21 protein-coding genes and 1 tRNA gene are annotated in these 22,740 nt (G+C 65.0%); 10 read left to right on the forward strand and 12 right to left on the reverse strand.

Features of this window, described 5'->3' with window-relative positions; genetic code table 11:
* The first annotated feature begins 102 nt into the window (after nt 1–102).
* The 3 genes from dnaG to AC0685_RS25070 are packed head-to-tail and all read left to right on the forward strand — an operon-like array spanning nt 103 to nt 3,323.
* Entirely contained in the window at nt 103–2,010 is a 1,908-nt protein-coding gene (dnaG, locus tag AC0685_RS25060; protein WP_478227740.1) for a DNA primase, read from the forward strand.
* A 2-nt stretch (nt 2,011–2,012) separates the two neighbouring features.
* The gene (locus AC0685_RS25065) at nt 2,013–2,525 is read left to right on the forward strand and encodes a hypothetical protein (protein WP_478227741.1); all 513 of its coding nucleotides are present in this window, start codon (nt 2,013–2,015) and stop codon (nt 2,523–2,525) included.
* A 33-nt stretch (nt 2,526–2,558) separates the two neighbouring features.
* Complete coding sequence (locus AC0685_RS25070) at nt 2,559–3,323, forward strand: trans-aconitate 2-methyltransferase (protein WP_478227742.1); 765 nt, start codon at nt 2,559–2,561, stop codon at nt 3,321–3,323.
* 52 nt (nt 3,324–3,375) lie between these two features.
* Here AC0685_RS25070 and AC0685_RS25075 read toward each other — a convergent pair whose 3' ends face one another.
* Nucleotides 3,376–3,555, reverse strand: coding sequence for a hypothetical protein (locus AC0685_RS25075; RefSeq protein ID WP_007031230.1), 180 nt, complete (start codon nt 3,553–3,555; stop codon nt 3,376–3,378).
* A 162-nt stretch (nt 3,556–3,717) separates the two neighbouring features.
* Here AC0685_RS25075 and AC0685_RS25080 point away from each other — a divergent pair.
* Nucleotides 3,718–3,790, forward strand: a tRNA-Asn gene (locus AC0685_RS25080).
* A gap of 12 nt (nt 3,791–3,802) precedes the next feature.
* On the opposite strand, the gene AC0685_RS25085 is transcribed toward AC0685_RS25080, so the two are convergent.
* The gene (locus AC0685_RS25085) at nt 3,803–3,937 is read right to left on the reverse strand and encodes a hypothetical protein (RefSeq protein ID WP_478227743.1); all 135 of its coding nucleotides are present in this window, start codon (nt 3,935–3,937) and stop codon (nt 3,803–3,805) included.
* 689 nt (nt 3,938–4,626) lie between these two features.
* On the reverse strand, nt 4,627–4,782 hold the full coding sequence (locus AC0685_RS25090) for a hypothetical protein (protein WP_478227744.1): 156 nt from the start codon (nt 4,780–4,782) through the stop codon (nt 4,627–4,629).
* A 313-nt stretch (nt 4,783–5,095) separates the two neighbouring features.
* On the opposite strand from AC0685_RS25090, the gene AC0685_RS25095 reads away from it, so the two are divergent.
* From AC0685_RS25095 to AC0685_RS25105, 3 genes are all read left to right on the forward strand, one after another.
* Nucleotides 5,096–5,527 (forward strand): hypothetical protein, encoded by a 432-nt coding sequence (locus tag AC0685_RS25095; RefSeq protein ID WP_478227745.1) that lies wholly within the window; start codon nt 5,096–5,098, stop codon nt 5,525–5,527.
* 490 nt (nt 5,528–6,017) lie between these two features.
* Nucleotides 6,018–6,920, forward strand: coding sequence for a hypothetical protein (locus AC0685_RS25100; RefSeq protein WP_478227746.1), 903 nt, complete (start codon nt 6,018–6,020; stop codon nt 6,918–6,920).
* Nucleotides 6,921–7,251: 331 nt separating this feature from the next.
* Complete coding sequence (locus tag AC0685_RS25105; protein WP_478227747.1) at nt 7,252–11,067, forward strand: S8 family peptidase; 3,816 nt, start codon at nt 7,252–7,254, stop codon at nt 11,065–11,067.
* Nucleotides 11,068–11,147: 80 nt separating this feature from the next.
* Here AC0685_RS25105 and AC0685_RS25110 read toward each other — a convergent pair whose 3' ends face one another.
* On the reverse strand, nt 11,148–11,564 hold the full coding sequence (locus AC0685_RS25110; protein WP_478227748.1) for an SSI family serine proteinase inhibitor: 417 nt from the start codon (nt 11,562–11,564) through the stop codon (nt 11,148–11,150).
* Nucleotides 11,565–11,935: 371 nt separating this feature from the next.
* Here AC0685_RS25110 and AC0685_RS25115 point away from each other — a divergent pair, with 371 nt between their 5' ends.
* From AC0685_RS25115 to AC0685_RS25125, 3 genes are all read left to right on the forward strand, one after another.
* Nucleotides 11,936–12,424, forward strand: a complete 489-nt coding sequence (locus AC0685_RS25115; protein ID WP_478227749.1) for a sigma-70 family RNA polymerase sigma factor — start codon at nt 11,936–11,938, stop codon at nt 12,422–12,424.
* Nucleotides 12,425–12,900: 476 nt separating this feature from the next.
* On the forward strand, nt 12,901–13,818 hold the full coding sequence (locus AC0685_RS25120; protein WP_478227750.1) for an SDR family NAD(P)-dependent oxidoreductase: 918 nt from the start codon (nt 12,901–12,903) through the stop codon (nt 13,816–13,818).
* A 269-nt stretch (nt 13,819–14,087) separates the two neighbouring features.
* Nucleotides 14,088–15,116, forward strand: a complete 1,029-nt coding sequence (locus AC0685_RS25125) for a helix-turn-helix domain-containing protein (RefSeq protein WP_478227751.1) — start codon at nt 14,088–14,090, stop codon at nt 15,114–15,116.
* An 18-nt stretch (nt 15,117–15,134) separates the two neighbouring features.
* Here the strand turns inward: AC0685_RS25125 and AC0685_RS25130 are convergent, their stop codons facing one another.
* The 8 genes from AC0685_RS25130 to AC0685_RS25165 all read right to left on the reverse strand — a co-directional run bounded on the left by AC0685_RS25130 (nt 15,135) and on the right by AC0685_RS25165 (nt 22,729).
* On the reverse strand, nt 15,135–15,962 hold the full coding sequence (locus AC0685_RS25130) for an alpha/beta fold hydrolase (RefSeq protein WP_478227752.1): 828 nt from the start codon (nt 15,960–15,962) through the stop codon (nt 15,135–15,137).
* Between the two features lie 79 nt (nt 15,963–16,041).
* Nucleotides 16,042–16,278: a hypothetical protein gene (locus AC0685_RS25135; protein WP_478227753.1), complete on the reverse strand. Its 237-nt coding sequence runs from the start codon at nt 16,276–16,278 to the stop codon at nt 16,042–16,044.
* A 259-nt stretch (nt 16,279–16,537) separates the two neighbouring features.
* Nucleotides 16,538–17,737, reverse strand: coding sequence for an FAD-dependent oxidoreductase (locus AC0685_RS25140; protein WP_478227754.1), 1,200 nt, complete (start codon nt 17,735–17,737; stop codon nt 16,538–16,540).
* Nucleotides 17,730–18,782, reverse strand: coding sequence for an alpha/beta fold hydrolase (locus tag AC0685_RS25145; protein ID WP_478227755.1), 1,053 nt, complete (start codon nt 18,780–18,782; stop codon nt 17,730–17,732). Before AC0685_RS25145 ends, AC0685_RS25140 begins: the two co-directional genes overlap by 8 nt.
* Nucleotides 18,782–19,552, reverse strand: a complete 771-nt coding sequence (locus AC0685_RS25150; RefSeq protein WP_478227756.1) for a 2-oxo acid dehydrogenase subunit E2 — start codon at nt 19,550–19,552, stop codon at nt 18,782–18,784. The genes AC0685_RS25145 and AC0685_RS25150 overlap by 1 nt, the downstream gene beginning before the upstream one ends.
* Nucleotides 19,549–19,776, reverse strand: coding sequence for a hypothetical protein (locus AC0685_RS25155; RefSeq protein ID WP_340684131.1), 228 nt, complete (start codon nt 19,774–19,776; stop codon nt 19,549–19,551). Before AC0685_RS25155 ends, AC0685_RS25150 begins: the two co-directional genes overlap by 4 nt.
* Nucleotides 19,773–21,707, reverse strand: a complete 1,935-nt coding sequence (locus tag AC0685_RS25160; RefSeq protein WP_478227757.1) for an HAD-IIIC family phosphatase — start codon at nt 21,705–21,707, stop codon at nt 19,773–19,775. The genes AC0685_RS25155 and AC0685_RS25160 overlap by 4 nt, the downstream gene beginning before the upstream one ends.
* Nucleotides 21,704–22,729 (reverse strand): 3-oxoacyl-ACP synthase III family protein, encoded by a 1,026-nt coding sequence (locus tag AC0685_RS25165; protein WP_478227758.1) that lies wholly within the window; start codon nt 22,727–22,729, stop codon nt 21,704–21,706. Before AC0685_RS25165 ends, AC0685_RS25160 begins: the two co-directional genes overlap by 4 nt.
* Between the last annotated feature and the right edge of the window lie 11 nt (nt 22,730–22,740).

Below are 22,740 nucleotides of genomic sequence, written 5' to 3' on the forward strand. Positions count from 1 at the left end.
AGGCCGTGTCCGGTCAGTCACTTCGCGGTCTTCGCGCCCGGGCGGCCACTGACCTGGATCACGAAGCCCATCGAAGCGACTGACCGGACACGGCCTAGAGTGATGAGCGTGGCAGGACGGATTCGGGAGAGCGACATCGCGGAGGTGCGCGAGCGCAACCGGATCGACGAGGTCATCGGTGACTACGTGGCCCTCCGCAACGCCGGCGGCGGCAGCCTGAAAGGGCTTTGCCCGTTCCACAATGAGAAGACCCCGTCGTTCAATGTGCGCCCCACCCACGGCACCTTCCACTGCTTCGGCTGTGGCGAAGGCGGTGACGTGATCAAGTTCATCCAGAAGATGGACCTGATCTCGTTCGTGGAAGCCGTCGAGCGCCTCGCGGATCGCGTGGGGTTCCGGCTGACCTACGAAGGCGGCGGCGGAAGCGTCCAGCGTGATCGCGGCACCCGCTCCCGGCTGATCGAGGCGCACCGCGCCGCGCAGGAGTTCTACGCCGAGCAGTTGCTCACCCCGGACGCGCGGGCGGCGCGGGACTTCCTGTCCGAACGGGGTTTCGACGCGGCCGCCGCGCAGACGTTCGGCTGCGGGTACGCGCCCGCGGGCTGGGACAAGCTCACGAAACATCTGCTCAATCGCGGGTTCGAGGTCAAGGAACTGCTCACGGCCGGGCTGGCCAAGGAGGGGCAGCGCGGGCCGATGGACCGGTTCAACCGGCGGCTGCTCTGGCCCATCCGCGACGTCGGCAACGAGGTGGTCGGGTTCGGCGCGCGGCGCCTGTACGACGACGACCGCGTCTCGGCGAAGTACCTGAACACGGCGGAATCGCCGATCTACAAGAAGTCGCAGGTGATGTTCGGCCTCGACCTGGCCAAACGCGAGATCGCGAAGCGGCACCAGGTCGTCGTCGTCGAGGGCTACACCGACGTGATGGCGATGCACGCCGCCGGTGTCCCGACGGCCGTCGCGTCGTCGGGGACGGCGTTCGGCGAGGACCACATGAAGGTCCTCCGGCGGCTGATGATGGACGACGACGCCTTCCGCGGCGAAGTGATCTTCACCTTCGACGGTGACGAGGCGGGCCAGAAGGCGGCGCTGAAGGCGTTCGAGGGCGACCAGACCTTCGCGGGGCAGACCTACATCGCGGTCGCCCCCGACGGCATGGACCCCTGCGAGCTGCGGCTCGCCAAGGGCGACGCCGCGGTGCGCGACCTGGTCGCGCGGCGGATCCCGCTGTTCGAGTTCGCGATCAAGAGCATGCTCAAGGCGTTCGACCTCGACTCCGTCGACGGTCAGGTGGCGGCGCTGCAGAAGACCGTCCCGATGGTCGCGGGGATCAAGGACCGCGCCAGCCGCGACGGTTACGCGTCGAAGCTCGCGTGGTGGGTCGGCTGGCAGGACGCGGCGCAGGTGGTGAACCGGGTGCGCGGCAGCGCGGGGGCCACGGCGAAACGCTCCGCCACCGTCGAGGTCCGGCGGCCCGCTCCCTCCTCGGCGGCGGCCGCGGCCGAGGAGGACCTGCCCAGGCCCGCGCCCGGCGACCCGCGGTTCATCGCGCAGCGTGAGGCGCTCAAGGCGGCGCTGCAGCAACCGATGCTCGCCGGGGCCGAGTACGACTCGCTCCCCGAGGACGCTTTCACCCATCCGGTTTACGTCACCATCCACAAGGCGTTGCTGGCCGCCGGGGGAGCGGGCTCCGGGCTGACCGGACCCGCCCTGCTCGACGCCGCCGCCCCGCACTGCCCGCAGGGGACGGTGCGGCGAGTGCTCAGCGAGCTTTCGGTGGAACCGTTGCGCGCCAAGGGCGAGGTCGATTCGCGCTATATCTCCGCGCAACTCGCGGCGGTACAGGAGAGCCTCGTCGGCCGCCAGATCAACGAGATCAAGTCGAAGCTCCAGCGGCTTTCCCCGGTCGAGGCGCCGGACGACTACCGCGCCCTGTTCGGCGACCTCGTCGCGCTCGAGCAGTACCGGAAGGCGTTGAAGGAACAGGCCATCGGCGGATTGGACTGAGCATGGGCTGGCTGCGTCACCTGCTGGGTGACCGTGTCCCGGCGGATTTCGACGGCTCGCTCGACGACGGCGAGCACGTCGTCGGCGGCGCGGCGGTCGAGGGCGGCGGATACCTGCTGGTCACGGCGCTGGGCCTGTGGATACCGGGGCCGCGCCGGGTCGGCTGGCATCTGGTCGGCAAGGCCGCGTGGTCCGACGGCGTGCTGACCCTGACCGAGTCCGAGGAGACCGGGACCGCGGGGAACGCCGTGCTGCTGGCCGACAAGGCCCCGGTCCGGTTCCGGCTGCCCAAGCCCGGCAAGGTCCCGATCCTGGTGCGGCAGCGGGTCGACGGCTCGGTCCGGGGACGGCACCGCAAGGACCTCGGAACCGGGGGAGCGTGGTTCGTCGAGCGCAAGGTCCCCGGTCAGGACGGCACGGTGCTTCAGGTACGCCCCGATCCGGGCACCGACGTCGACGTCGTCAAGGCGATCGCCGAGGAAGCGGCCAGGAAGCTGGCGAAGCCCGGCGGCTAGCAGTACGCTCGTACTGTATCGCTGGGAGGCGCCATGTGGGATCCGGTCAAGTACCTCGACTACGCCGACCTGCGGGCCAGGCCGTTCCACGACCTCGTCGGGCGGATACCCGCCGACCAGCCCCGCCGGGTCGCCGACCTCGGCTGCGGACCCGGCAACCTGACCGCCGGACTGGCGGAACGCTGGCCCGGCGCGATCATCGAGGCGAGCGACAGCTCACCGGAAATGGTCGAAGCCGCCCGTTCACGCGGCGTCGACGCGCGAGTGCTCGACGTCAACGACTGGGTGCCCGGACCGGACACCGACGTGGTCATCTCGAACGCCGTGCTCCAGTGGGTCCCGGAGCACCGCGACCTGCTCCGCCGCTGGGTGAGCCTCCTGCCGTCCGGGGCGACGCTCGCGTTCCAGGTCCCCGGCAACTTCGATGCCCCGTCGCATGCCCTGGTCCGCGCCCTCGCACGCACCGAGGAGTGGGCTCCGCGCCTCGCCGACGTCGTCCTGCGGGAGAACGAGGCCGTCGACAGCCCGCTCGGCTACGGGAACCTGCTGGCCGACGAGGGATGCGCGGTCGACGCCTGGGAGACGACGTATCTGCAGCGGCTGACCGGGGAGAACGCCGTACTCGAATGGATCACCGGCACCTCGCTTCGGCCGGTCAAGGAGGCCCTGCCGGGGGAGGACTGGGACCACTTCCGGGCTCAGATCGCCCGGAAGCTGGACGAGGCCTACCCGCCGCGTCCCGACGGGACCACCTGGTTCGAGTTCCGGCGCGTCTTCGTGGTCGCCGTCGTGCCGTGAAAGGGGCCCTCCGCCAATGGCGAAGGGCCCCTTCGGTTCGTCTCGGGCACGGTCAGCGCTGAGGCCGCCCGAACCGCTCACCGACCTTGGCGCGAGCGACCCCGGCGGCGCCCTGCACCATGGGGTGGTCAGCGATCTTGCGGTAGGTCCGCACGATCTGCTCGTACCGCCCCCGGCCGGCCTTCGCGCCCAGCACGTAGCCCGCGGCCGCGCCCAGCAGGAACATCTTCATCCGAGTCCACGCCTCCGTTCAATCTTGCTCCAGCCGTCATTGTCCCTCAAAACGCGAGCTTGACGAGGTGATCCCCGAAGTGGGGGGTGGGTGCGCGGCCGCCGGGGGCATGGGCTAAAGTTCTCTCATCGGTCGGAGCGATCCGGCCGGTACGGAGCACAATCCCCTGTAGCTCAACTGGCAGAGCATTCGGCTGTTAACCGGAGGGTTCTTGGTTCGAGTCCAAGCGGGGGAGCACAGAGTTCCTTCAGGAGAGCCCAGGCCACGCGGCCTGGGCTTCTTCGTGTTTGGGGTCCAGGTGCGGCGTGCTGAAGATCGTGGCTGTGGCGGTGCCCAGCGTGCTGCTCTCGGGTAGACGGCTTTCCGCGGAAAGCGGAGTCACCAAGGGCAAGCTTTCTGACCTGCGAGAACAGCCTTGAGTTGATCGGCGGGCCGATCGTGCCCTGCGGGGGGCCGGTTCCGGATCACCGCCTCGGCGGTGGCGCGGTCGGCCATGTCGCCACCAGGTCGCCACCCTGAGCGGGAGGTGATGAGCAGGACCGTGAGAACAGGTCCAGCTTCGCCCGCGGCCGTCCAGGAGCCGGGACTCGAGCGAAGACCTGCGACAGGCAGGTACATCGCGGGCCCCGGCGGCACGGCGCCGGTCGGCCCGGTGATCGTGATGACGGCAGTCGGCGCTCGCAACGTCCGTGCCGGGCCGAGCACGCCAGGACACCGAGCACGCGGTCGCGACCAGGAGCGCCGGCGGTGCCGCCAGGCCGAGCACCGAATGCCCCGCCCGGTTCATCAAGGACGGGGCGATCCCAATGCCATGTAGCTTAAGTTGATCTTGGATGGGGGTCTTGATCGTAAGCGGTGAGGATTGCCGCAGGTCACGCGCTCGGTTGCCCTGGCCGACAGGAGCCGACTGCGTTCACGAGGGGGTCGTGGGTGGCGTTTCGGGTTAGAACCCGAAACGCCACTCACGACCAACCCGACCCGCGACCAGGGCCGAAGGCGCCCTTCGTCGCATCAGGCGCAGCGAAGGGAGCCTTCACCTCACCCGTCAACATCGTCCAAGATCAACTTAAGCTACGTGACATTGGGGCGACCCCGGCGCCGCGGGCGAGCGACCACCACGATCATGACTCCGGTGACGATCGCACCGGTGCGCAGCAGGAACGTGACCGTGCGCGCGGCGGTCACCGGGGGGAAGTCGCCGACGGCGTCTTCGACCAGGGGACACAAGGGACAGGGCGTCTGGTTCGACAGGCGTTCGCACGGACCGCGTCACCTCGAAACCTCGCACACGGACCTCTCCCTTGCGCAGTTTGGCGCAGTCGCTCGGCCAAACGAGGTGGCCGGGTAGAGTTCGCCGTCGGCGGGTTCGCCTGTCGTCATGGGCGCACGGGTTAATCGCGAACAGTGTTCCTTCTTGCGGAATATTTCACATCGGTCAGTGACGACTATTCGCCATGCGGATATCTTTAGCTGTTCATGGAATTCTGCAATGCTACTGAGGTCATATTAAAAATTGGCCGATACGGGAGGAGTAATGCTGATGAAATGGCAAGTTCGCGGCCGTTCGACCGTCGCGCTCGCGGCTGGTTTCGCGCTCATGTCGGGCGGGTCGGCGCTGGTGGCGCCAGAGGCGGCGGCTGATCGCAAGGACCTGGGGGAAATCAGGGTGTGCAAACAGGTTCGCGGTTTCGAAGACGTGAAGGGGAAGTTCAGATTCATCATCCGTCAACCTGGCGAAGGAAAGATCGCGGAGTGGCTGTTGCGCGGCTGGGAGTGCCGCTCGGAGTCAAAGCTTGCTGTTGGCAGTTATCAGGTGAGGGAACGGGACATGCCCAAGAACTGCGAGGTCGTCAACATCAGGGTGCAGGGACCTTTCGAGCGCATCAATGTGAAGAGAGCTACCGCCGTGGTCAAGGTTGTGAAGGACAGGGTCACCACGGTCACCTTCGTCGACCACTGCCGGAAGGATTAGCCGCGGTCCGCGAGTTCCCGCCGGTGGGGACTCGCGGCATCACATGGTCGATGGACCGCGGTGCCAAGGCTGGTCCCCGCGGGGTCGAAGGCGGGGGAATTACCATCGGGTCCACTCCGAACCTGGGACGTCCGCCGCGGGACCGGAGTGGATCCGCGCGCGAGAGCCGGAGGTCAAAGATGTCTGCTGGCCGCTTCGACGTCGATGGACGAGTCCTCGCCGTGATCAGGTGGCCGTGACCACGTGTCTGCAAGGGTTTCAGCCTCTCCGGGGTGACCGGTTCCTCGTCGGTGCCATCAGCCGGCGGGGCCTCGTAGGGGAAAATGATCAAGAATCTGAATGCGCTGGCCGGATCCGTCTTGGTGCCTGGCCATTGGAATCGCAGCTCCAGGCAGTATCACCGTTTCCTGCATCCAAGCCAGGTATGCATTATTCTTGATGGGAAGCACTGGACCTTCTGTTGAACGACCGCCGGTAATACACTTCTCGAATGCGCAGCAGATCTCGAACCGTCGCCGTGGTCAGCGTAGCTGTCACACTGGCGATTGTCCTGGTGGTGATCTTCAAGCTCGGACGCGGGCCTCAGGAATCGTCCAGGGGCCTCGATCTGGCCCCGCATATCTCGTCCTTCGTCGCCGGACTTGATGCAGAACGGCCGTATCGGTCACCGAATGTGGCTGAACGCCGTGCTGGGGCCGATGGGTTCACCGCGCTCCTCGACCGCGGGGAGGCGACCGGATCCCGGCTTGACGAGCTGGGATTTTCCGTTCATGACGGTGTCGACTCGGCGACCGGCCGAGGTTACACGCTCGTGATGAACGAACCTGAATCCGAGCGTGCCTGGGGCGTCTACCTGATCGATCGTTCAGCACCTCCGTCGATCGTTGTCGAGGTACCGCATCCCAACTCGGACCTGCGCACCGAACAGATGGGATTGTCCTACTTCAGAATGGTCCCCGGTGCGGTGCTGCTGATGGCGGGAGCTCACCGGCGCGCCGGTACACAAGCGGATGTCGCGCATCGGGAGAATTCCATGTTTCACGCCATCGCCACGGAATTGGCCGAACGCGGGTACGGTCAAATTCAGCTCCACGGATTTCACGACTCGAGCCAACCCGGCAAGGATATCGTGCTCTCCACCGGGGCGGCCGAGGTCGATGACATGGCGTTGGGCGTGGCCGATCGGCTGACGGCGGCCGGATTCGCGCTGTGTCATGCCTGGACTGAATCGTGTCGCGGCCTCGAGGGTGACACCAATGTGCAGGGAAAGATGGCGGCTGCCAAACGCACGGCTTTCGTGCATATCGAGGTGAATAGCACAATTCGCGCCGACGAACGCGGCAGGGAGGCCGTTGTAAGCGCCCTTGTCGCCGCACGTACTGCGAGGTACTGAACGACGGACACCCCCTGCCCCAGGAGGACACCCGCGTGCCCCAACTGGCGGAGTGAGGGCGGCTGACGTCGTCGACGGGCCACGGAAGCAGGCCCGTGGCCTCGCTGAGTGCACCCGTACCACCTCGGTGTGTGACGGCGAGTAGTGGTCATTGTCGAGATTCCGCCGACGATTCCTGTAACCAGGGGCCAGAGAACCAGGTCATCATGCGTTGACGCAGTCGACCGACGGATGACAAAGGAGGGCGGACGTGCCGGGCGGATGAAGGCGATGCAGCCTGCAGTCGACGCCCGATCCATGTTCTCTGTGTTTTCTTGGAAACGAGGGTGTTATGCAGGCCCATTTGAATCCGCTGGCTGGTGGTGTTCTACGCAGCCGCTCGTGTCTGTTTCTGATAGTGCTCAGCCTCCTCCTCACCATGATCGTCGTAGGTGGAGCGTCGGCAGAGCAGTCCGCCGCCACTCGTGCGGACAGGCTCGCGAGTGGCGGCGAGCAGTCGCATCGCGTGACCTTGCTGACCGGTGACGTCGTCACCTACTTCGAACGTGCAGGTGGCCAAGCAGGAGTGTCGATCGAGCCGGCTCCTCGGCCCGGGGAGCCACCCATCTTTCAGACCAGGACCGATTCGGACGGCTTCTCTGTGATCCCCTCGGATGTGGAGCCTTACCTGGTATCCGGTGCGATCGACCCGGAGCTGTTCGACGTCAAGGAACTCGTCCGTCAGGGTTTGACCGATGCCAAGACCGGGAAGCTGCCGGTGATAGTGAGCTACGGGAATGACACACCTGCTGAGGTCGTCGCCCACCAGGCGGATGCCTTTCCCGCGAGCGACCGGACGCTGACCCTGCCCACCATCAACGCGGCGGCCGTGAAGGTCCGCCGCGCCGAGGCGGGAGCGTTCTGGCGGGCGTTGGTCGGCCAAGGTGGTAACCCAGAGGCGTTCAGTGGTGACGTGAAGATTCGCCTCGACCGCAGGGTCAGGGTGAACTTGGACGAGAGCGCGGCGCAGATCGGTGCTCCCCAGGCTTGGCGGGCAGGACTCGACGGCAGCGGCGTCACCGTTGCGGTGCTGGACACCGGTATCGACGCCGCGCACCCTGATCTGGCGGGCAGGATCGCGGGTTCGCGGAACTTCACCACGGACCCGGACACGAATGACGGGTACGGCCACGGCACGCATGTAGCCTCGATCATCGCCGGATCGGGCGCGGCGTCGGCGGGCAAGTATCGCGGCGTGGCCTCGGGGGTGAAGCTGCTCAACGCCAAGGTTCTCGACAGCGCGGGCTATGGCGAGGAATCACAGCTCATGGCCGGTATGGAGTGGGCGGCTCACTCCGGAGCACGAGTGATCAATCTGAGTCTCGGCGCGGGCCCTTCGGCCGGCGGTGACCCGCTCAGCGAGATGGCTGACAAGCTGACCGCGGCGACCGGTGCGCTCTTCGTGGCCGCCGCGGGCAACTCGGGCGGGATCGCCATGGTGGAGACTCCGGCGGCGGCGAGTACGGCGCTCGCGGTGGGCGCTGTGGACAAGGCGGACAGGCCGGCCCAATTCTCCAGCAAGGGGCCGCGGCTGACCGACGCGATGGTGAAACCCGAAATCGTCGCGCCGGGCGTGGACATCGCGGCTGCCCGCGCCGGCGGAACCGACATCGGGGAACCGGTGGGTGAGCGTTACACGCGGCTCTCCGGTACGTCCATGGCCACACCGCATGTCGCCGGAGCGGCGGCCATTCTCGCCCAGAAGCACCCGCAATGGCGGTCGAGCGAGCTGAAGGCGATGCTCACCTCGACGGGTAAGGACGTCGGTGTCCCCTGGTATGAGCAAGGCGCAGGCCGAGCCGACATTCCCAAGACACTGGCGAGCACGGTGCTCGCACCGTCGGCGATCTCCTTCGGACGCCTGCCCGGTTCGGCGGGTAGCGCGAAAGCGAAGCGTCCGGTGACCTACACCAACCTCTCCGACCGCGCCGTCACGGTTTCGCTCGAAGCTTCCGTAACGACGTGGAAAGGCGAGCCGGTGCCTGCCGGCATGGCCACGCTCGATTCCGACACCCTCGTCGTGCCCAGCGGCGGCAAGGCCACGGCCACGGTGACGATCGATCCCACCGTCGGCGGGGGATCAGGTGCGTATGGCGGTGTGGTCAGGGCGAAGGCCGCTGATGGCAAGGCTGACGTCAGGACACCGATCAGCTTCTACAAGGAGCCCGAAAAGGTCCCCTTGACCGTGAAGATGATCGACTCCCAGGGCAAAGCGCCTGGGGCGCAATCACTGACCGTCGTTCGTGACGACTACGACTGGAGCAATTGGAAGAACAACGATCCGTTCCTTCCGCCGGTCTACTCGGTGACGGTGAAGGGAGGCACCGGCACCATCTCAGTGCCGCATGGGCACTATTCGGTGACGGCCACGATCGCCGAGCGAAGGGGTCAGACGCGGCGTGCCAGCCTGCTTGTCGCGGCCGGCGTCCCTGTTCACAAGCCCAGCACCGTCGCCCTGGACGCGCGCGCCACAGTGCCGATGCAGATCCAGACCCAGGAACTCACCGACACTCGAGAGCGGTTCACCTCGGTACATCGCACCATCCCCGGCGCGCCGGTCGCTTTCGCGAGTGGTGTTCTCACGTCCGGAACCGGATGGAAGATGTTCGTCACACCGGCCACCCCGGCCGGGCATGGAACAGTGGGGTCACAGGACTATCTGACGCTAGGCCAGGCACTGGTCAGCCTGCGAGTCCGAACGCGGGCCGGCGAGCAGATCCTGCGTCCCGAGTACGATCCCGCCGCGGTCGCCGGCGAGTTCGTCGGCGAGCGGCAGGTGGCGGTGCCGGCTTCGATGGCAACGTCCGGCTTCGAACCCACCAAGGTCCTGGGCATGCTGACCGGTGGCAAGGTTCTGCTGTCACTGGACCGGCCGGAAAGCGACCGGCTTGAGCAGTTGATCCGCGGCGGTGATGCCGTCCTTCTGCTGAGCAGCCGGAACCAGCCGGAATACATGTACAACGTCTACTTCCGTGATCGGAACGGCGTGCCCGCGCAGCATGTCAACAAGGTCGATCGTCGGCGGATGTTGGCCATCGACACCCGCTATCACGGCGACCGCGCCGATCTGGTGTACCGGAAGAGGTGGTTCGCCTTGCCCACGGACGGCCCGTCCAGCATCGCGCTCAGCGGGACCCAGTTCCAGGGTCAGGGCAAATGGACGGAGTACGTCGGGCCCGCCGACGACACGGTGTTCTGGAAGCGGTACGTCACTCAGATGGCACCGGGTAAGGACGGCGTGCCGGACTTTTCGACAACCTTCACCATGATCGCGGAAAACATCTTCGCGAATGCCGGACACGCCCCAGAGGAAAGATGGTTCCAGTCACCGATTCGTGGTGGCGCGGCAGACCACAACCCAGGCGCCTTCCCCGTACTGTGCTCGCTGTGCCGCGGCGATAACGGAGAGTTCTTGCCTGCCGCCCAGTGGATGGATTCCACGCCGGGGCACTATAGCGAGCCCTGGCAGTCCGGGGAGTACATCAGTAAGGTCACCTTGCGTCAGGGTGGTGAAGAAATTCCTGCCATGCGGCGCCCGGATCTGCCCATCCCCCTCTTCCCGCTCGACAGACGAACGGGGATCTTCCGGCTCGATTCGGAGGAAACCGTGCCGGACCGTCCGGTGTTCGGCTGGCCGAACAAGGCGGTGCACCGCCTGACACCGCGGATCAGTACGGCATCGACGTTCAGGTCGGCTCCCCCGGAGGCAATCCCGCCCGGGTATGGCTGCCTCGACGACTGGCGGAAATGTAGCTACCAACCGCTCATCACCATTGGTTACCAGCTCGGGCTTGATCTGCTCAACCAGGCGCCGGCCGGCAAGCTCCATGTCTTCGACGTCACGGCTGGACACCATCACGGTGCAGAGGGAGCGGGCCGCATCAGCGAGTTTCGGCTCTGGTACTCGACGAATGACGGCGCCAAATGGGACCGAGCGGAGGTGGTTCGTTCTGCTGACGGCCGCTATTCGGTACGGATCACGCATCCGAGGCTCGGTGAGACATCGGGGTTCGTCTCGCTTCGTGCTGAAGCTTGGGACACAGCCGGGAATCGGATGAGTCAAACTCTCGAACGGGCGTACGCGCTTACGGAACACCCCGCTCCATAGCACCACTGTATCCGGTCGCCGCGCGATGGAGACGTGATCCTCCTCGCGCGGTGACCGGTGTGCTGAGACCCGGCGAACATCTAGAACTGGAACACCGGCCCAGTGCTGATGCGGAGAACGCACTGGTTCCGGTAGGTGTGGCTGAAATACACCGGCGTACCTCGCCACTCGCCCATCGCGGTGACCTTTACCGGAGCGTAAAGTCCGCTACAGGGCTTGCCGGGCTTACCGGGTAGCTTGTCAAGCTCACCACGGGCGACATCGATATCATGGCAGGCGCCGGTTCCGTAGGGATGGTTGCCGCCGGTCGGGTCGCAGTACAGGTAACGAGTGCGCGCGACCGACCCGGTCGGCTCGTCGGATACCTTCAGTTCCATTTGTATGAAATGCTTCGACCGTTGAGGCGGTGGTTCGGCCACGGTCGTGGCACCGGCGGTCCCGGTGTGTGCGATAAGGATCATGGCCAGCAAAGGCCAAAGAGCGTGTTTGTAGATCACTTCGAATCTTCGCCTTCTTCCCGTCCACGTGTTCACGCTTGACGATCGGATGACACTCGCGCAAGGGCATGCTGTCTCCAGTGCCTCGCCTCCACTATGTTTCGCGGTGCGTCGGCGGATCTCACGCGATTAACTCGGATGTCCTCCGCCGCTTGCACCGTACAGTCGAACGGGCGCGTGGAACGAGGGTCCTAAGGCCCTGGCCTTTTCGTTCAGGTAACGTTAGCGTTCCTTCATGAAGCGTTCCTGTCTTGTATGCGGACGCTCGTGGAACAAATACGTTGGCTGAAATTCTCTGTACGGGAGCGATCGTTGATGCAGGTCTGGGATCACCTTGACCTGAGGAGTGTTGCGGCGGTTGGGGGGACGTCATGACCGCCTCGCCCAGTACCTACTGGCGGGAGTCCGCCAAATTGCGCGGGTTTTTGATACGGGTAGCGGCGAGCAGATGTTCCCCGTCCGGCGATCCGGAAGACATCGTGCATGAGGCGCTCGTTCGCGGAGCCTGCTATTCCAGCCTCGATATGGAGCGCCTGCAGCAGTTTCTCGTCACCGTCGTGATCAGATTGTGCATCGACGAAAATCGCCGCACCGCGGTCGCTGTGCGAATGGCCAGGGACCGACGGTTGTTCCCAGCGAGTTCACAGGATCCTTCCGAGTCCGTATGCGACAGGGCTGAGGCGCACTGGCTCAGGCGCCGACTTGACAACTTTTCGCCGCGCGACCGGAAGTTGGTGTCGATGGTCACGGATGGCTTGCCCCCTGCGGAGATCGCGAAAGTGCTGCGTACCACCCCACAGGGAACGTACTCGGCGCTCTATCGAATTCGCCGTCGTATCAACAACTGCTACGAGTGCTAGAACCTGGATCGTATTCGCGAGCGCTTCGGCTGTGAATCTTCTTGAACGTAGTTCAAGCCGGCGTGGGACGAAACATCCTGTTGTGCCATTCGAGTGACGGTGCGACGCGCCCAGGTAGTGGTCACTGAGACGTTGGCAATTCACATCCTACTCAGAGGATGTAATCGAACCACACGATCGGGTGTTGTGTGAAATTTGGGGTCGCGCCAGTATTGCATCACGTTAAGCGTCGGTCACGCGCTGACGGCCAGTTGGGCGAGATTGGGGGATGATCGAAGCTTGGGCTCGTCACTCTGTGATGCAACACCTTCTTGCGGTTTGTCCCCATTGCGGGCGGTCCGGCTATTCCGGGCTTTGGCCGGCCGGGGGCGCGGTGTGCCTTGATAGCTACCTGGCGAGTGAGATCGATCGGCTGGAGAATGCCGGTTCCGCGCACGATGGCGAGGGTCGCGCCGGTGGACAAAAGGTTGTGATACATGGGATCAGCGGAAAACAATTCAGCTACTCGTGGCCGGTCGGAGCGGAGAGACATCACATCGACCGGGCAACGGCTATTGGCTCTTGTCACCGGGGCGACGGACGGTATCGGGGAAGCGGTGTCGCATCGCCTCGCCGGGATCGTCGACACACTGCTGGTACACGGTAAGTCGGCTTCTCTGCTGAGCGCACTCGCCGCGGAGCTGGCTCCGGCGCATCCCGGCACGAGTATCGTCCCGGTCTTGGCTGACCTGCGCTCCTTCGCTGACGTACGGCGTATGGCCGCCTCGATCCGGTCCACATTCGACCACATCGACATTCTCGTCAACAACGCCGCGACCGCGGGTCAGCACCCACGTGCGCTGACCGAGGATGGTAACGAGTCGATCTTCCAGGTGAACTATCTTTCTCCTGTGCTCTTGGTGGCCGAACTCTACGATCTGCTGCGGGCGGCCCGTTGTTGCCGTGTTGTCAACGTAGTCTGTGACATACATCGGCAGGCGAGGACGATAGGCCTGGGATGCGTAGACGGCCGGCGCTATCATCCCTTGCTCGCCTATGCGCAGTCGAAGTTCGCCTTGGCGGTGCACACCGCATCGCTGGCGTCGGCCTTCGCGGGAAGTCGATGCACGGCAGTTTGCCTTGACCCTGGCGTCACCGAGACCAAGTTGCGGCGAAAGTTGGTGGTGCTTCCGGGAGGCGTGGTTTCGGAAGCGGCCGACAACGTGCTGTACGCCGCCACGATGCGGACGATGCCACACGAGTTCTATTTGGAGGGAAAGGAGATCGTGCAGCCGGAACCCGAAATCCTGCGTGCTCCCGTTCAGCGGGCGCTCGAAGAGATGACCGAGGATGCACTCGGCAGGCGGCTTCCCTGGGGGGAAACAACTCAGGGGTGCTCTTCGGCCTGCTACTGACGAAACCAGTGTTTCTCTGAGGAAGTGCCGAGTGGAACAGTGCTGCTCCACATGTTCCACCCGGCATCCCTCCTCAGTCGCTGTACGCCAGCGACTATTCCACACTCCCAAGTGGCGATTCCGTCACCACTCCCTGCGTTGCCGTAGGTCCTATGATTCTGGATGAACACGCGAACCGTCAATCTCGACCGGTGGCGTATTCTGGCCAGTTTCGACTTCCCGCCAGTTTTGTCGTCGGATCGAGCTGGGGTAAGCGAGAGGATCGACTCATGCTTGAGATCGTAGGCTTGGACGCTGCCGCACAGACCGTATATGAGTTCCTCGTCGACAGCCCGCCGGTCACTTTCGAGGATATCCGTGATCAGACCGGGCTCGGCGGGGAGCAGCTTCGGCGGCTGTTGGACAGGCTGGAAGCCCTCGGTCTTGTCGCCCGCACGGAGAACAGACCGCCGGCGTTCATGACACCGGCTCCCGATGCCACGCTTGAAGTGCTGCTCCTCGAGCAACAGGAGCGGATCAAGCGTGCGCGGATCTATGCCGAGCAACTCTCGGCTCGCAATCTCCGCACCGCTGCCGGCTGGGAGCCCTCCGAACTGGTCGAGGTCGTCACCGGTGCGGACGCGGTCGCTCAGCGGGTCGAACAGTTTCTCCGCGGTACCAGCAATGAGATTCGCTTTATCGACAAGCATCCATACGTGGTGGCGCCCAAGGTTCTCGCTCCGGTCGAGGCACAGATGCTGGAACGGGGCGTCGTGTTCCGTGCGCTCTATGACACGGCCGGACTGGCGACACGTAGTTTGCAGACCGAGGTCGAACCTGCGATCGCGCGAGGAGAGCAGGCGAGGGTGCTTCCCGAGGCGCCGGTCAAACTGATCTTGTCGGATAACCGCCGTGCCATGCTGCCACTTCAGTCGGATCCGACAATGGTCGAGAGTGTCGTCATCGTTCATCCCTCGGCTCTGCTGGACGCACTCGGTGCGTTATTCGAGGTGCTATGGCGATCGGCGGCTCCGCTGTCGGCAGCGGAGCGGGGGGACATCTCCGCGGACTCGATCAGCGCCGAAGATCTCCGTCTCATCGGTTTGCTGACGGCCGGCCTTCCCGACCAGGCCATCGCGCGGCAACTCGGGTTGTCCTACCGCACGTTCCAGCGCAGACTGGTCTCCTTGATCGAATCACTGGGTGCCCGCACCCGATTTCAGGCCGGCCTTCAGGTTGCCTTCCGTGGTCTGGTTCCCAACCCGGTTGCGGACGACGGCACCCAGCGATCCACATCTCAAGCGCCAACGGATCGCTGAACCCCTCCGTGGTGAGGTTCAGGACCTGGCCGGCGCCACAGTGCGGAGAAAGTCGATCACCACCGGAGCGACGGTTTCCATGTCTTCGGTGTGTGGATAGTGCCCGGCCCCCTGGACCATCACGACGGTCGCCGGACCGCCGAGGCGGGTCGCGGTGTTCTGCGCCTCGGCGGCGGGATCCCGGAAGTCCGGATCATGGTCACCCATCAGAACGAGCGTGGGGCAGCTGACCTGGCTGAGTGCCTGCTCCGCAGAAGCCCGGCTGCTCCTGAGCATTTCCCTGGCTGCCGCGAACCGGCCAGGCTCGGCCATGTTCTCCGCCAGCTCCTGCCGGCGCTGCTCGAAGTTGGCCGGTTTCTCGAAGCCGAAAAGTTTGGGCCAGTAGGACATCCACAAGGTCTGTCCCAGCCGGGGCAAGTTCGCCAGCCGCATCATCGCCCTCTCGGCCGCGCCGAGCTGCACGTCACGGACGACGGCGCCGCTGAGAATCACCCCGGCGACCAGCTCGGGCGCCTTGCCGGCGGCGATGACGGCGGCGCCCCCGCTGAAGCCGTTTCCGAGTAGTGTCACGGTATCCGCATCATGCGCGCGGGCGACGGCGAGCAGGTCATCGGCGACGTCATCGGCCGAGTAGGACTGCCAGCCGACGCTCGAATCACCGTGCCCACGCAAGTCGACCGAGATCACCTTGAATCCGGCGGACGCCAGGTCGTCGGCGAGATAGGTGAAGGTACTCCTGAGATCGCCGAGGCTGGGGGAGCACACCACGAGTGGCCCTTCCCCGGTAACCGTGCAGGCGAGCCTTCCGTCGGGCCGTTCCACAAAACCGGTAGTGCTGCCGTTCATGAGAGCCTTTCGAAGAAGGTGCCGCCCGGCGCCCGAACCGGCAACCGGGCGGCACCATGGGGTCAACGCCTGTCGCGGATCAGCAACCGAGGGTCAGATACTGATCGAGGCGCAAGAGCTCCCCGGTCAGCTCTTCGGAGACGCATCCGCGGTCGAGGTGGACCGTCCCGACCAGCCCGCCCAGCCGTACCCCAAGGTCCACGCCGCTCGCGGTAACGGAATCCGGCCGCGGTGCCGCGGCGACGGTCGCAGGAGCCACGAAGGGGATGGCGATCGCGGCCGCGGTGATGAGCAGAACCGAGAAGATTCGACGCACGCTGGTGCCTACCTTTCTTTTTCGTTCAGGACGCAGCGATTCTTTCCAGGGTTTGTGGTAGGCCGGAAGATGCCAGGTGACTGGCTCCCTCCTGGCGGATGGCGCGAGGCCGAATGGGTGAATCCAGGAAGTTCGGCAGAGCCTCTCTTGACGGGCAAGGAAAGGTGTCGGGATAATGTCGCGAAAGCCGCTTTGGCGAGACATGCGTATTGAAAGTGACTGGCGCGATCATTGGGCTGATGCTTTGTTGTCTCCTCGATCACTGCTTCTGTAGTTGGAAGAAGACGTTGTTCAACAGCCTCTTCTTCAGCCAAGGGGTCCGATTCAATGACCGGTAGAACGTGGACCGCAGAAGTACCCTTACCGGGTCGGAAAAGGTGAACAGTTTTTCCTGGCGAAGCTGCAGCGAACGGGATCGCCGTAGACTCGGTTCTCGGATCCGCTGGAACTCCCTGGCCGCCAGCGTGAGTTCGTCCCGGCCCTTGGGCAGTGCTTCGGACAGGAGCGGTGCGAGTGTCATGGCATCGAACAAGGCATGGCTGACCCCTTGGCCCAAGATCGGCGAGAGGGTATGCGCGGCGTCACCGATGAGCAGCAGCCCCGGTCGGGACCACCGGGGCACGACGCTCGTGAAGATGTCCAGAACCGAGGTATCCGACCAGTTCCGGATGTTGTCTCGGACCAAGTCGGCGAGTTCGGGTGCGAGCTCGTCCAAGCGGGTGTGCAAACTCGTCAGACCGGCTCGTCGAAGGTTCCGGAGTCCGCCCTTGGGGATGTTGAAGCCGACTCGCATGAGGTCTGGATAGGTCGGGATGAACAAGCCGTGCCGACCACCGGCGATCCGGATGTGGTAGGTGTCCCTCGTCCAGTCCGCCGGGGCGGGAAGCTTCAGCCACACGACATCGCGCTCGAGCGGCTCCCGGCGGTACGTGAGGCCTGACATTTCGAGTATGTTGCTGTATCGACCGTCGGCGCCGACAGTCATTCGTGCGTGGATCTCTTGCTCGCCGGCCGGACCTCGGCTGCGGATACCCACGACGGCTCCATCGGATTCCACGAGGCCGATGGCCGAGGTATTCCGCAGCAAGGTGAAGCTGGCGTGGAGGCGGGCCTCATGCTCCATGATGGCCAGCAAGGTCGGCTGCGGTACATCCAGCGGGTGTCGATGGTGATGCGGAAAGTCGTCGAAATCGACTTCCAGAAGCGTTCGCCCGTGTTCGGCGAGCTTCATCTTCCGATTCACCAACGCGCCGGCGGCCGTGATGTTCTCCAGGATCCCGAGTCGGGCCAGCAATGATACGGCGTCGGGGGATACCGTTTCGCCTCGGAACGATCGGTTGAAATGACTGGTCTGCTCCACGACGGCGACGTCGCACCCGCGGCGAGCAAGCTCCAGGCCGAGGGCCATCCCTGCCGGTCCGCCGCCGACCACACAGACATCCACGGACAACTTATCCATTGAACCCCTTGAATAACGAGGCCGTATGACGGGCCGTACGAAAGCGAAGGAGGGAGTGGGCGATCCACAGCCTGGTCCGCAGCACGTGACCGGGTGAGCCATGGACGTCGTCGAACCGAATCGACTTGAACTTCGCGAGGTGCCGCTCGAGGAAGCGAGTGTCCGCGGAGGGGATGATTTCGTCGCGGAGGCTCACGACGGAATGGACCGGAGCCGTTACCCGGGTGAGCTCGTCGGGCCGCAGGGCAAAGGTGCCGAGACGTTCCGGGACGTCGCCTTCCGGGACCCCGAGGAGATGGGCAAGCGTTCGCTTCGTGGTTTCGGGCACCCCTGCCCACCAGGTGCGGTCCTGGAAGAAGGCCGACACCGGCGGGCCGACGGTCACCAGACCGCTCAGCCGCGGATCGTGTGCGGCGCAGCGCAACGCGAGGTGCCCGCTGAAGCTCATGGCGACCGCGTATACCTCGCGCACCGGGGCGATCTCGTTGATCCTGTCGAGCAGGCCGGAAAGCATCTGCCAGCTGTCATGATCGTAGGTCAACGGGTTTTCCCCCACACCGGGCATTTCCGCGGCGACGGCGGCCATGCCGAGCTTCCTCGCCGTCGGAAGTGAGGGAGCCCATTGCTCCTTGACACTCACGATCCCGCCGATGAGCAGCAGCAGCGGGCGGGGCGCATCGGGGTCGAGGCCGGTGGCCCACACCGGCACGCGGTGCCCGGACAGTTCCAGTTCGAGCCGATCGATCCCTCCCCGGCTCGACCGCCATTGATCGAACTCGGCCACGCACCGGTGTGCGGCGCGCTCCTGCGCCGGGTTCGACGGATAGGGAAAACGCGCCAGGTTGTTCAGCTTGCAGGACTCGAGGTGACGTCCTGTTTCGGCCATCCGGTCGGCGGCGAGCGCCCATTCCCAGCACCAGGATCCCGGCCCGTCACCGTCGGTGTGGTCGATGCGTTCGAGTATTTCCCTGCACACTGCGCCGGGAAGCCCTTGCACTCGTGCGTGCAACCGGACGAGATCGCTCAGTTCGGCGAGATACGGCATCAGGGAATCGGCCCGCCGGCGTTCCGGCTCGTGAGTGTTTCGAGCCGGTTCTTGAGACTGCCGAGGACGTCGGCCGCCGTGGCACCGTCGATGGTGCGGTGGTCGAAGGTGAGCGAGACCGGGAGGATCGGCATGACGCACATTCCTCCATCACGCACCGCCGGGCGGTCTGTGATCTTGCCCAGTCCGAAGGTCAGTGTGGTACCACCCGAGGAGAAGAACCGGGCCACCGGCCGGTGGCCCAAGGACGTGACCGCGACGGTCCCCATTCGCCGATGGCGGCTTCGCGGCCGATTGGCCCAGCCGAAGGCGACCCGTCCCACGGGCAACGGAAGCCGCTGCAAGGCACGAGCGCCGCGAAGTTCGGGGATCTCGTCGCTGGGCGTGTCCCGCAGGCGGTCCACAGTGTCCTGGATCGCGTCGATGCTCATGAGGTTGCTGTCGGGAATCACAACCGAAAGCGCCGCTCGCTGGTTGCCGATTCCCTTGTCGAGGGCCAGCTTCACATCGACGGAGCCGCGGTACACGATGCGAGGACGGAGACCGCCCGCGCAGGCGGCGTTCGCCGCGGGGTACTCGGCCACTGCGCGGCTGACGCCGTGCATCACGTAGCTCACCACGGAGTACTTGCGGTTCGCCGCATGTTTGTGCGCCAGCAGCTTCGTGGCGTCCACTTCGGTGTCGAGGTATACGGGGCTGGCCGCCCGGACGAATCGGAGGAAGTGCCAGGTATGCCGTCGCGCGGCGGGCAGGCACCGGATCGTCGTCATTTGGTCGCTCCCACCTGTGCGTGGAGGTCGGCCAGGCTGCGTGCTTCGAGAAAGCTGGTGGCGGACAGGAGCCGGCCGGTCGCGGCTTCGAACGCGGACAGCAGTTTCAGCAAGTGGAACGAATCCCACCGCGGCAACTGGTCGAAATCGGTCCGCAGATCGTCCTTGGTGAGGTATAGACCGCATTCCCTGCCCACGATCTCCAGGAATTCGTCGATACTCATTTGGCCGCCCGATCGCCGAGAAGTTCGTTCAGCCGCACGATGAGCTCGATGTGAGATGGGTTCGGCGGCACCGTGCTCAGGTCGTGCACGAACCCGGTGTCGGCGTCTTCGCAGTCGGGATCGGCGATGAACCCGTTCAACGGATAGAAGTCCTTGACCGCGTCGTTCATCCCGGTCAGACGGAACGCGGCGGTGACCTTTGTGACCCCTGCCTGTGCCGCTTGGCGGAGGATCGCCCGCAGGCAGGCGGTCTCGACGTCCCGGGCCAGGACGCGGCAGGACAGGACAAAGTTGTCGATTCGAAGCTCCGGACCTCGTCGGCGCGTGAAGACCGCGCCGACCGTCCCGTATTCGCCGAAGCTGTCGGTGCAGCGGACCGCGATCACCTCGGTGTCCTGGCCCGCGATCAGGTCGAGCACGGCCGCGGTGTCCAGGCGGTCCGCCGTGAGATTGAACCTGTTGGTGCGCTGGGTCAGCTGTGCGACCCGCCCGGCGTTGCCGTGGCCGGCATGAAACAGTTCTACCGTGGTCCCAAGGCCGGCCAGGTACTCGGCTTTCGATTCGACCTGTTCGCGGAGTTGCACGCGTTTCCGCTCGGTCAGATAACGCTGAACGCGGGTTCGGTCGGCCTGGGTGATCTCGTCGGTGACGAACCAGCGGTCGGCGAGAAGGCGGCGAACATGCAGCGCGGGCTCGTCGGCGTCGACCTCGATCACCGGGACACCGGGCAAGGCACCGCGAACCATGCCACGTTCGGCCGCCGAATCGTCGACGAAGACGAGGCTGCTCACGTCAATGCCCAGCTTGTCGGCGATCTCGGTCAGGTTGCCGGGTTTGGAACCCCAGTTGATGGCCATCGCCACGATGTCGTCCGCACGTAGCACCAGGTCTGGGTTCTGCTTGAACACCTCGAGGACCTTTTCCTCGTCGTTCTTGCTGCACACGGCGACCAGCACACCCTGGGAGCTGAGCTGTTTCACGGCCGCTTGGAAGGAGCGGAAGGCTTCACCCCGGAAACCCTCGCTGACTTCGATACCGTTCGGGCCGTCGTCGGCGAGGCTTCCACCCCACAACGTGCCATCGAGATCCACCACGAGGCACTTTCCGGTGCGCCCGGTGAGCGATCGCACCACATGGCCGATTTCCCTGGCATAGGCGGAAAAGAACTCGTCCGAGAAGTGGACGTTGGCGTAGCTGCTCGCCCGGGGGTCGGCGAGGACACCGGACTCGCCGAGCAGCGGTTCGGTGTCCACGACCAGCACCCCCGGCCGGTTCGTGGAGAACCTGAGCAGATGCGCGTTGAATTCCCGCCACGCGGCACCGAGCAGCGCACGCGAACGGTGGTCGATGAGCTGAGCGGCCCAGTACCACGGCAGCGGAACCGTGTTGAAGACCAACGTGCCGGTGTGCCTGGTTTGATACGCGTCGGTGATCTCCTCGAGCGACGTGCTCAGCTGCCGCAGCGCGTACCGGACATCCGTCGGTGTCCAGGGAGTCCGGATCCGCCGGAACACCGCGTCGGCGTCCAGCAGACACACCGTGACATCGGGTTCGGTCGCGAACAGCTCGTTGTGCGTTTCCCGGAGTTCGATCGCGTACTGGCCGTAACCGCCGACCTGTATGCGCGGAATGAAACCATGCCGGGCCAGCTGTGCGCTCAACGGCGACACCAGCGGCCGGATGGTGGAGCTTCCGGTGATCGCCACGGTCGCCTCGGGAAGGTCGGGATGACGTCGGATCAGGGCATCGGGGTGCACTTGGGACAGCACGGTTCCGGCGCGAAGGAGGGCGGCTTCGTCCAAACCCGCGAGCAGCCCGGGCACCGCGGTGTAGCTGTCGATGAGTTCTCCGGTGGCGTGCAGGTGGCTGAGGCGGACGTCGCCGGGTGCCGGGCACCTGCCGAGCAACTGGGTCGTGGTGGCCGTTGTCACTTTCCCTCCACGGTGAATGCGCCTTTGATCCATTTGCTGGACTCGATCGCGATCGCGACCGCACGTTCGCCAGGCCGGATTCGGTCGTAGAGCAGATCGAGCTGGAAGAACGGTGTGGCGTTACCGGTGTTGCCGGTTTCCGCGACGCAACTGATCTCCGTCGCGTGACCAAGGGCGAGATCGGAGGTGATCCTGCTGGTCATGCGTCCTGACAATTGCGGAGGCAGCAGATAAGACATCGACTCCCGATCCCAGTCCGTCGAGGACAGGATCTCGTCGAGAGCTTCCTTGGCCAGCAGTGGTACTTGCTCCTCGATCGCCTTGTAGTCCTCTTCGAACGGCGGGTCTGGCTCGGACTGCGAACGGGCCAGATCTCCCGCACCGAACCAGCGCACGACTTGCCCGGGTGCGCGGCCGAGCCCGGTGAACCGGTTGAGCACCTGGCGCAGCACGATCGCCCCCGGCACGGCATCCGCCGTGACCACGACGGCGCCCGCACCATCGCCGAACAGGAGGTAGTTGACGAGTTCGGCGGTGGGCAGGCCCTGCATTTCCCGGTCGGCGACGAAGTGTTTCACGCTGACGTCGCCACCGATGACCAGTCCGAGACGGTGCTGGTCATCGAGTAGTCGTCGAGCGAGGTCCAACGCTTGCACGGCACCGGCACAGCCGGACTGGAGCTGGTACGTGGAGACGTGATTGACGCAGAGCCGGCTGGCGATCAGGTTCACGGTCGCGGGCATCAGTGTGTCGGGAGTGGCCGTGGCCAGAATGACGAAGTCCAGTTCTTCGGGTTCAAGACCCGCTCTGGCGAGCGCCTGAGCACCGGCTTGCGCACCGAGATCCGCCAGCGTGTGCGTAGGCTTGCCGGTTTCCAGGTCGATCGCGAAGTGCCGCTTCCTGGTTCCGATGAACATTTCGATCCACTCGGCGCTGATGCCGAGTTTCTTGGCCATGACCTCGTTGTCGATCGCGTCGCCGGGCAAGGCCGTTCCGGTGGACACGATGTGTGCCGCGGGCAATGGTCGTTCCT

The organism is Amycolatopsis sp. NPDC043889, from assembly GCF_056435645.1.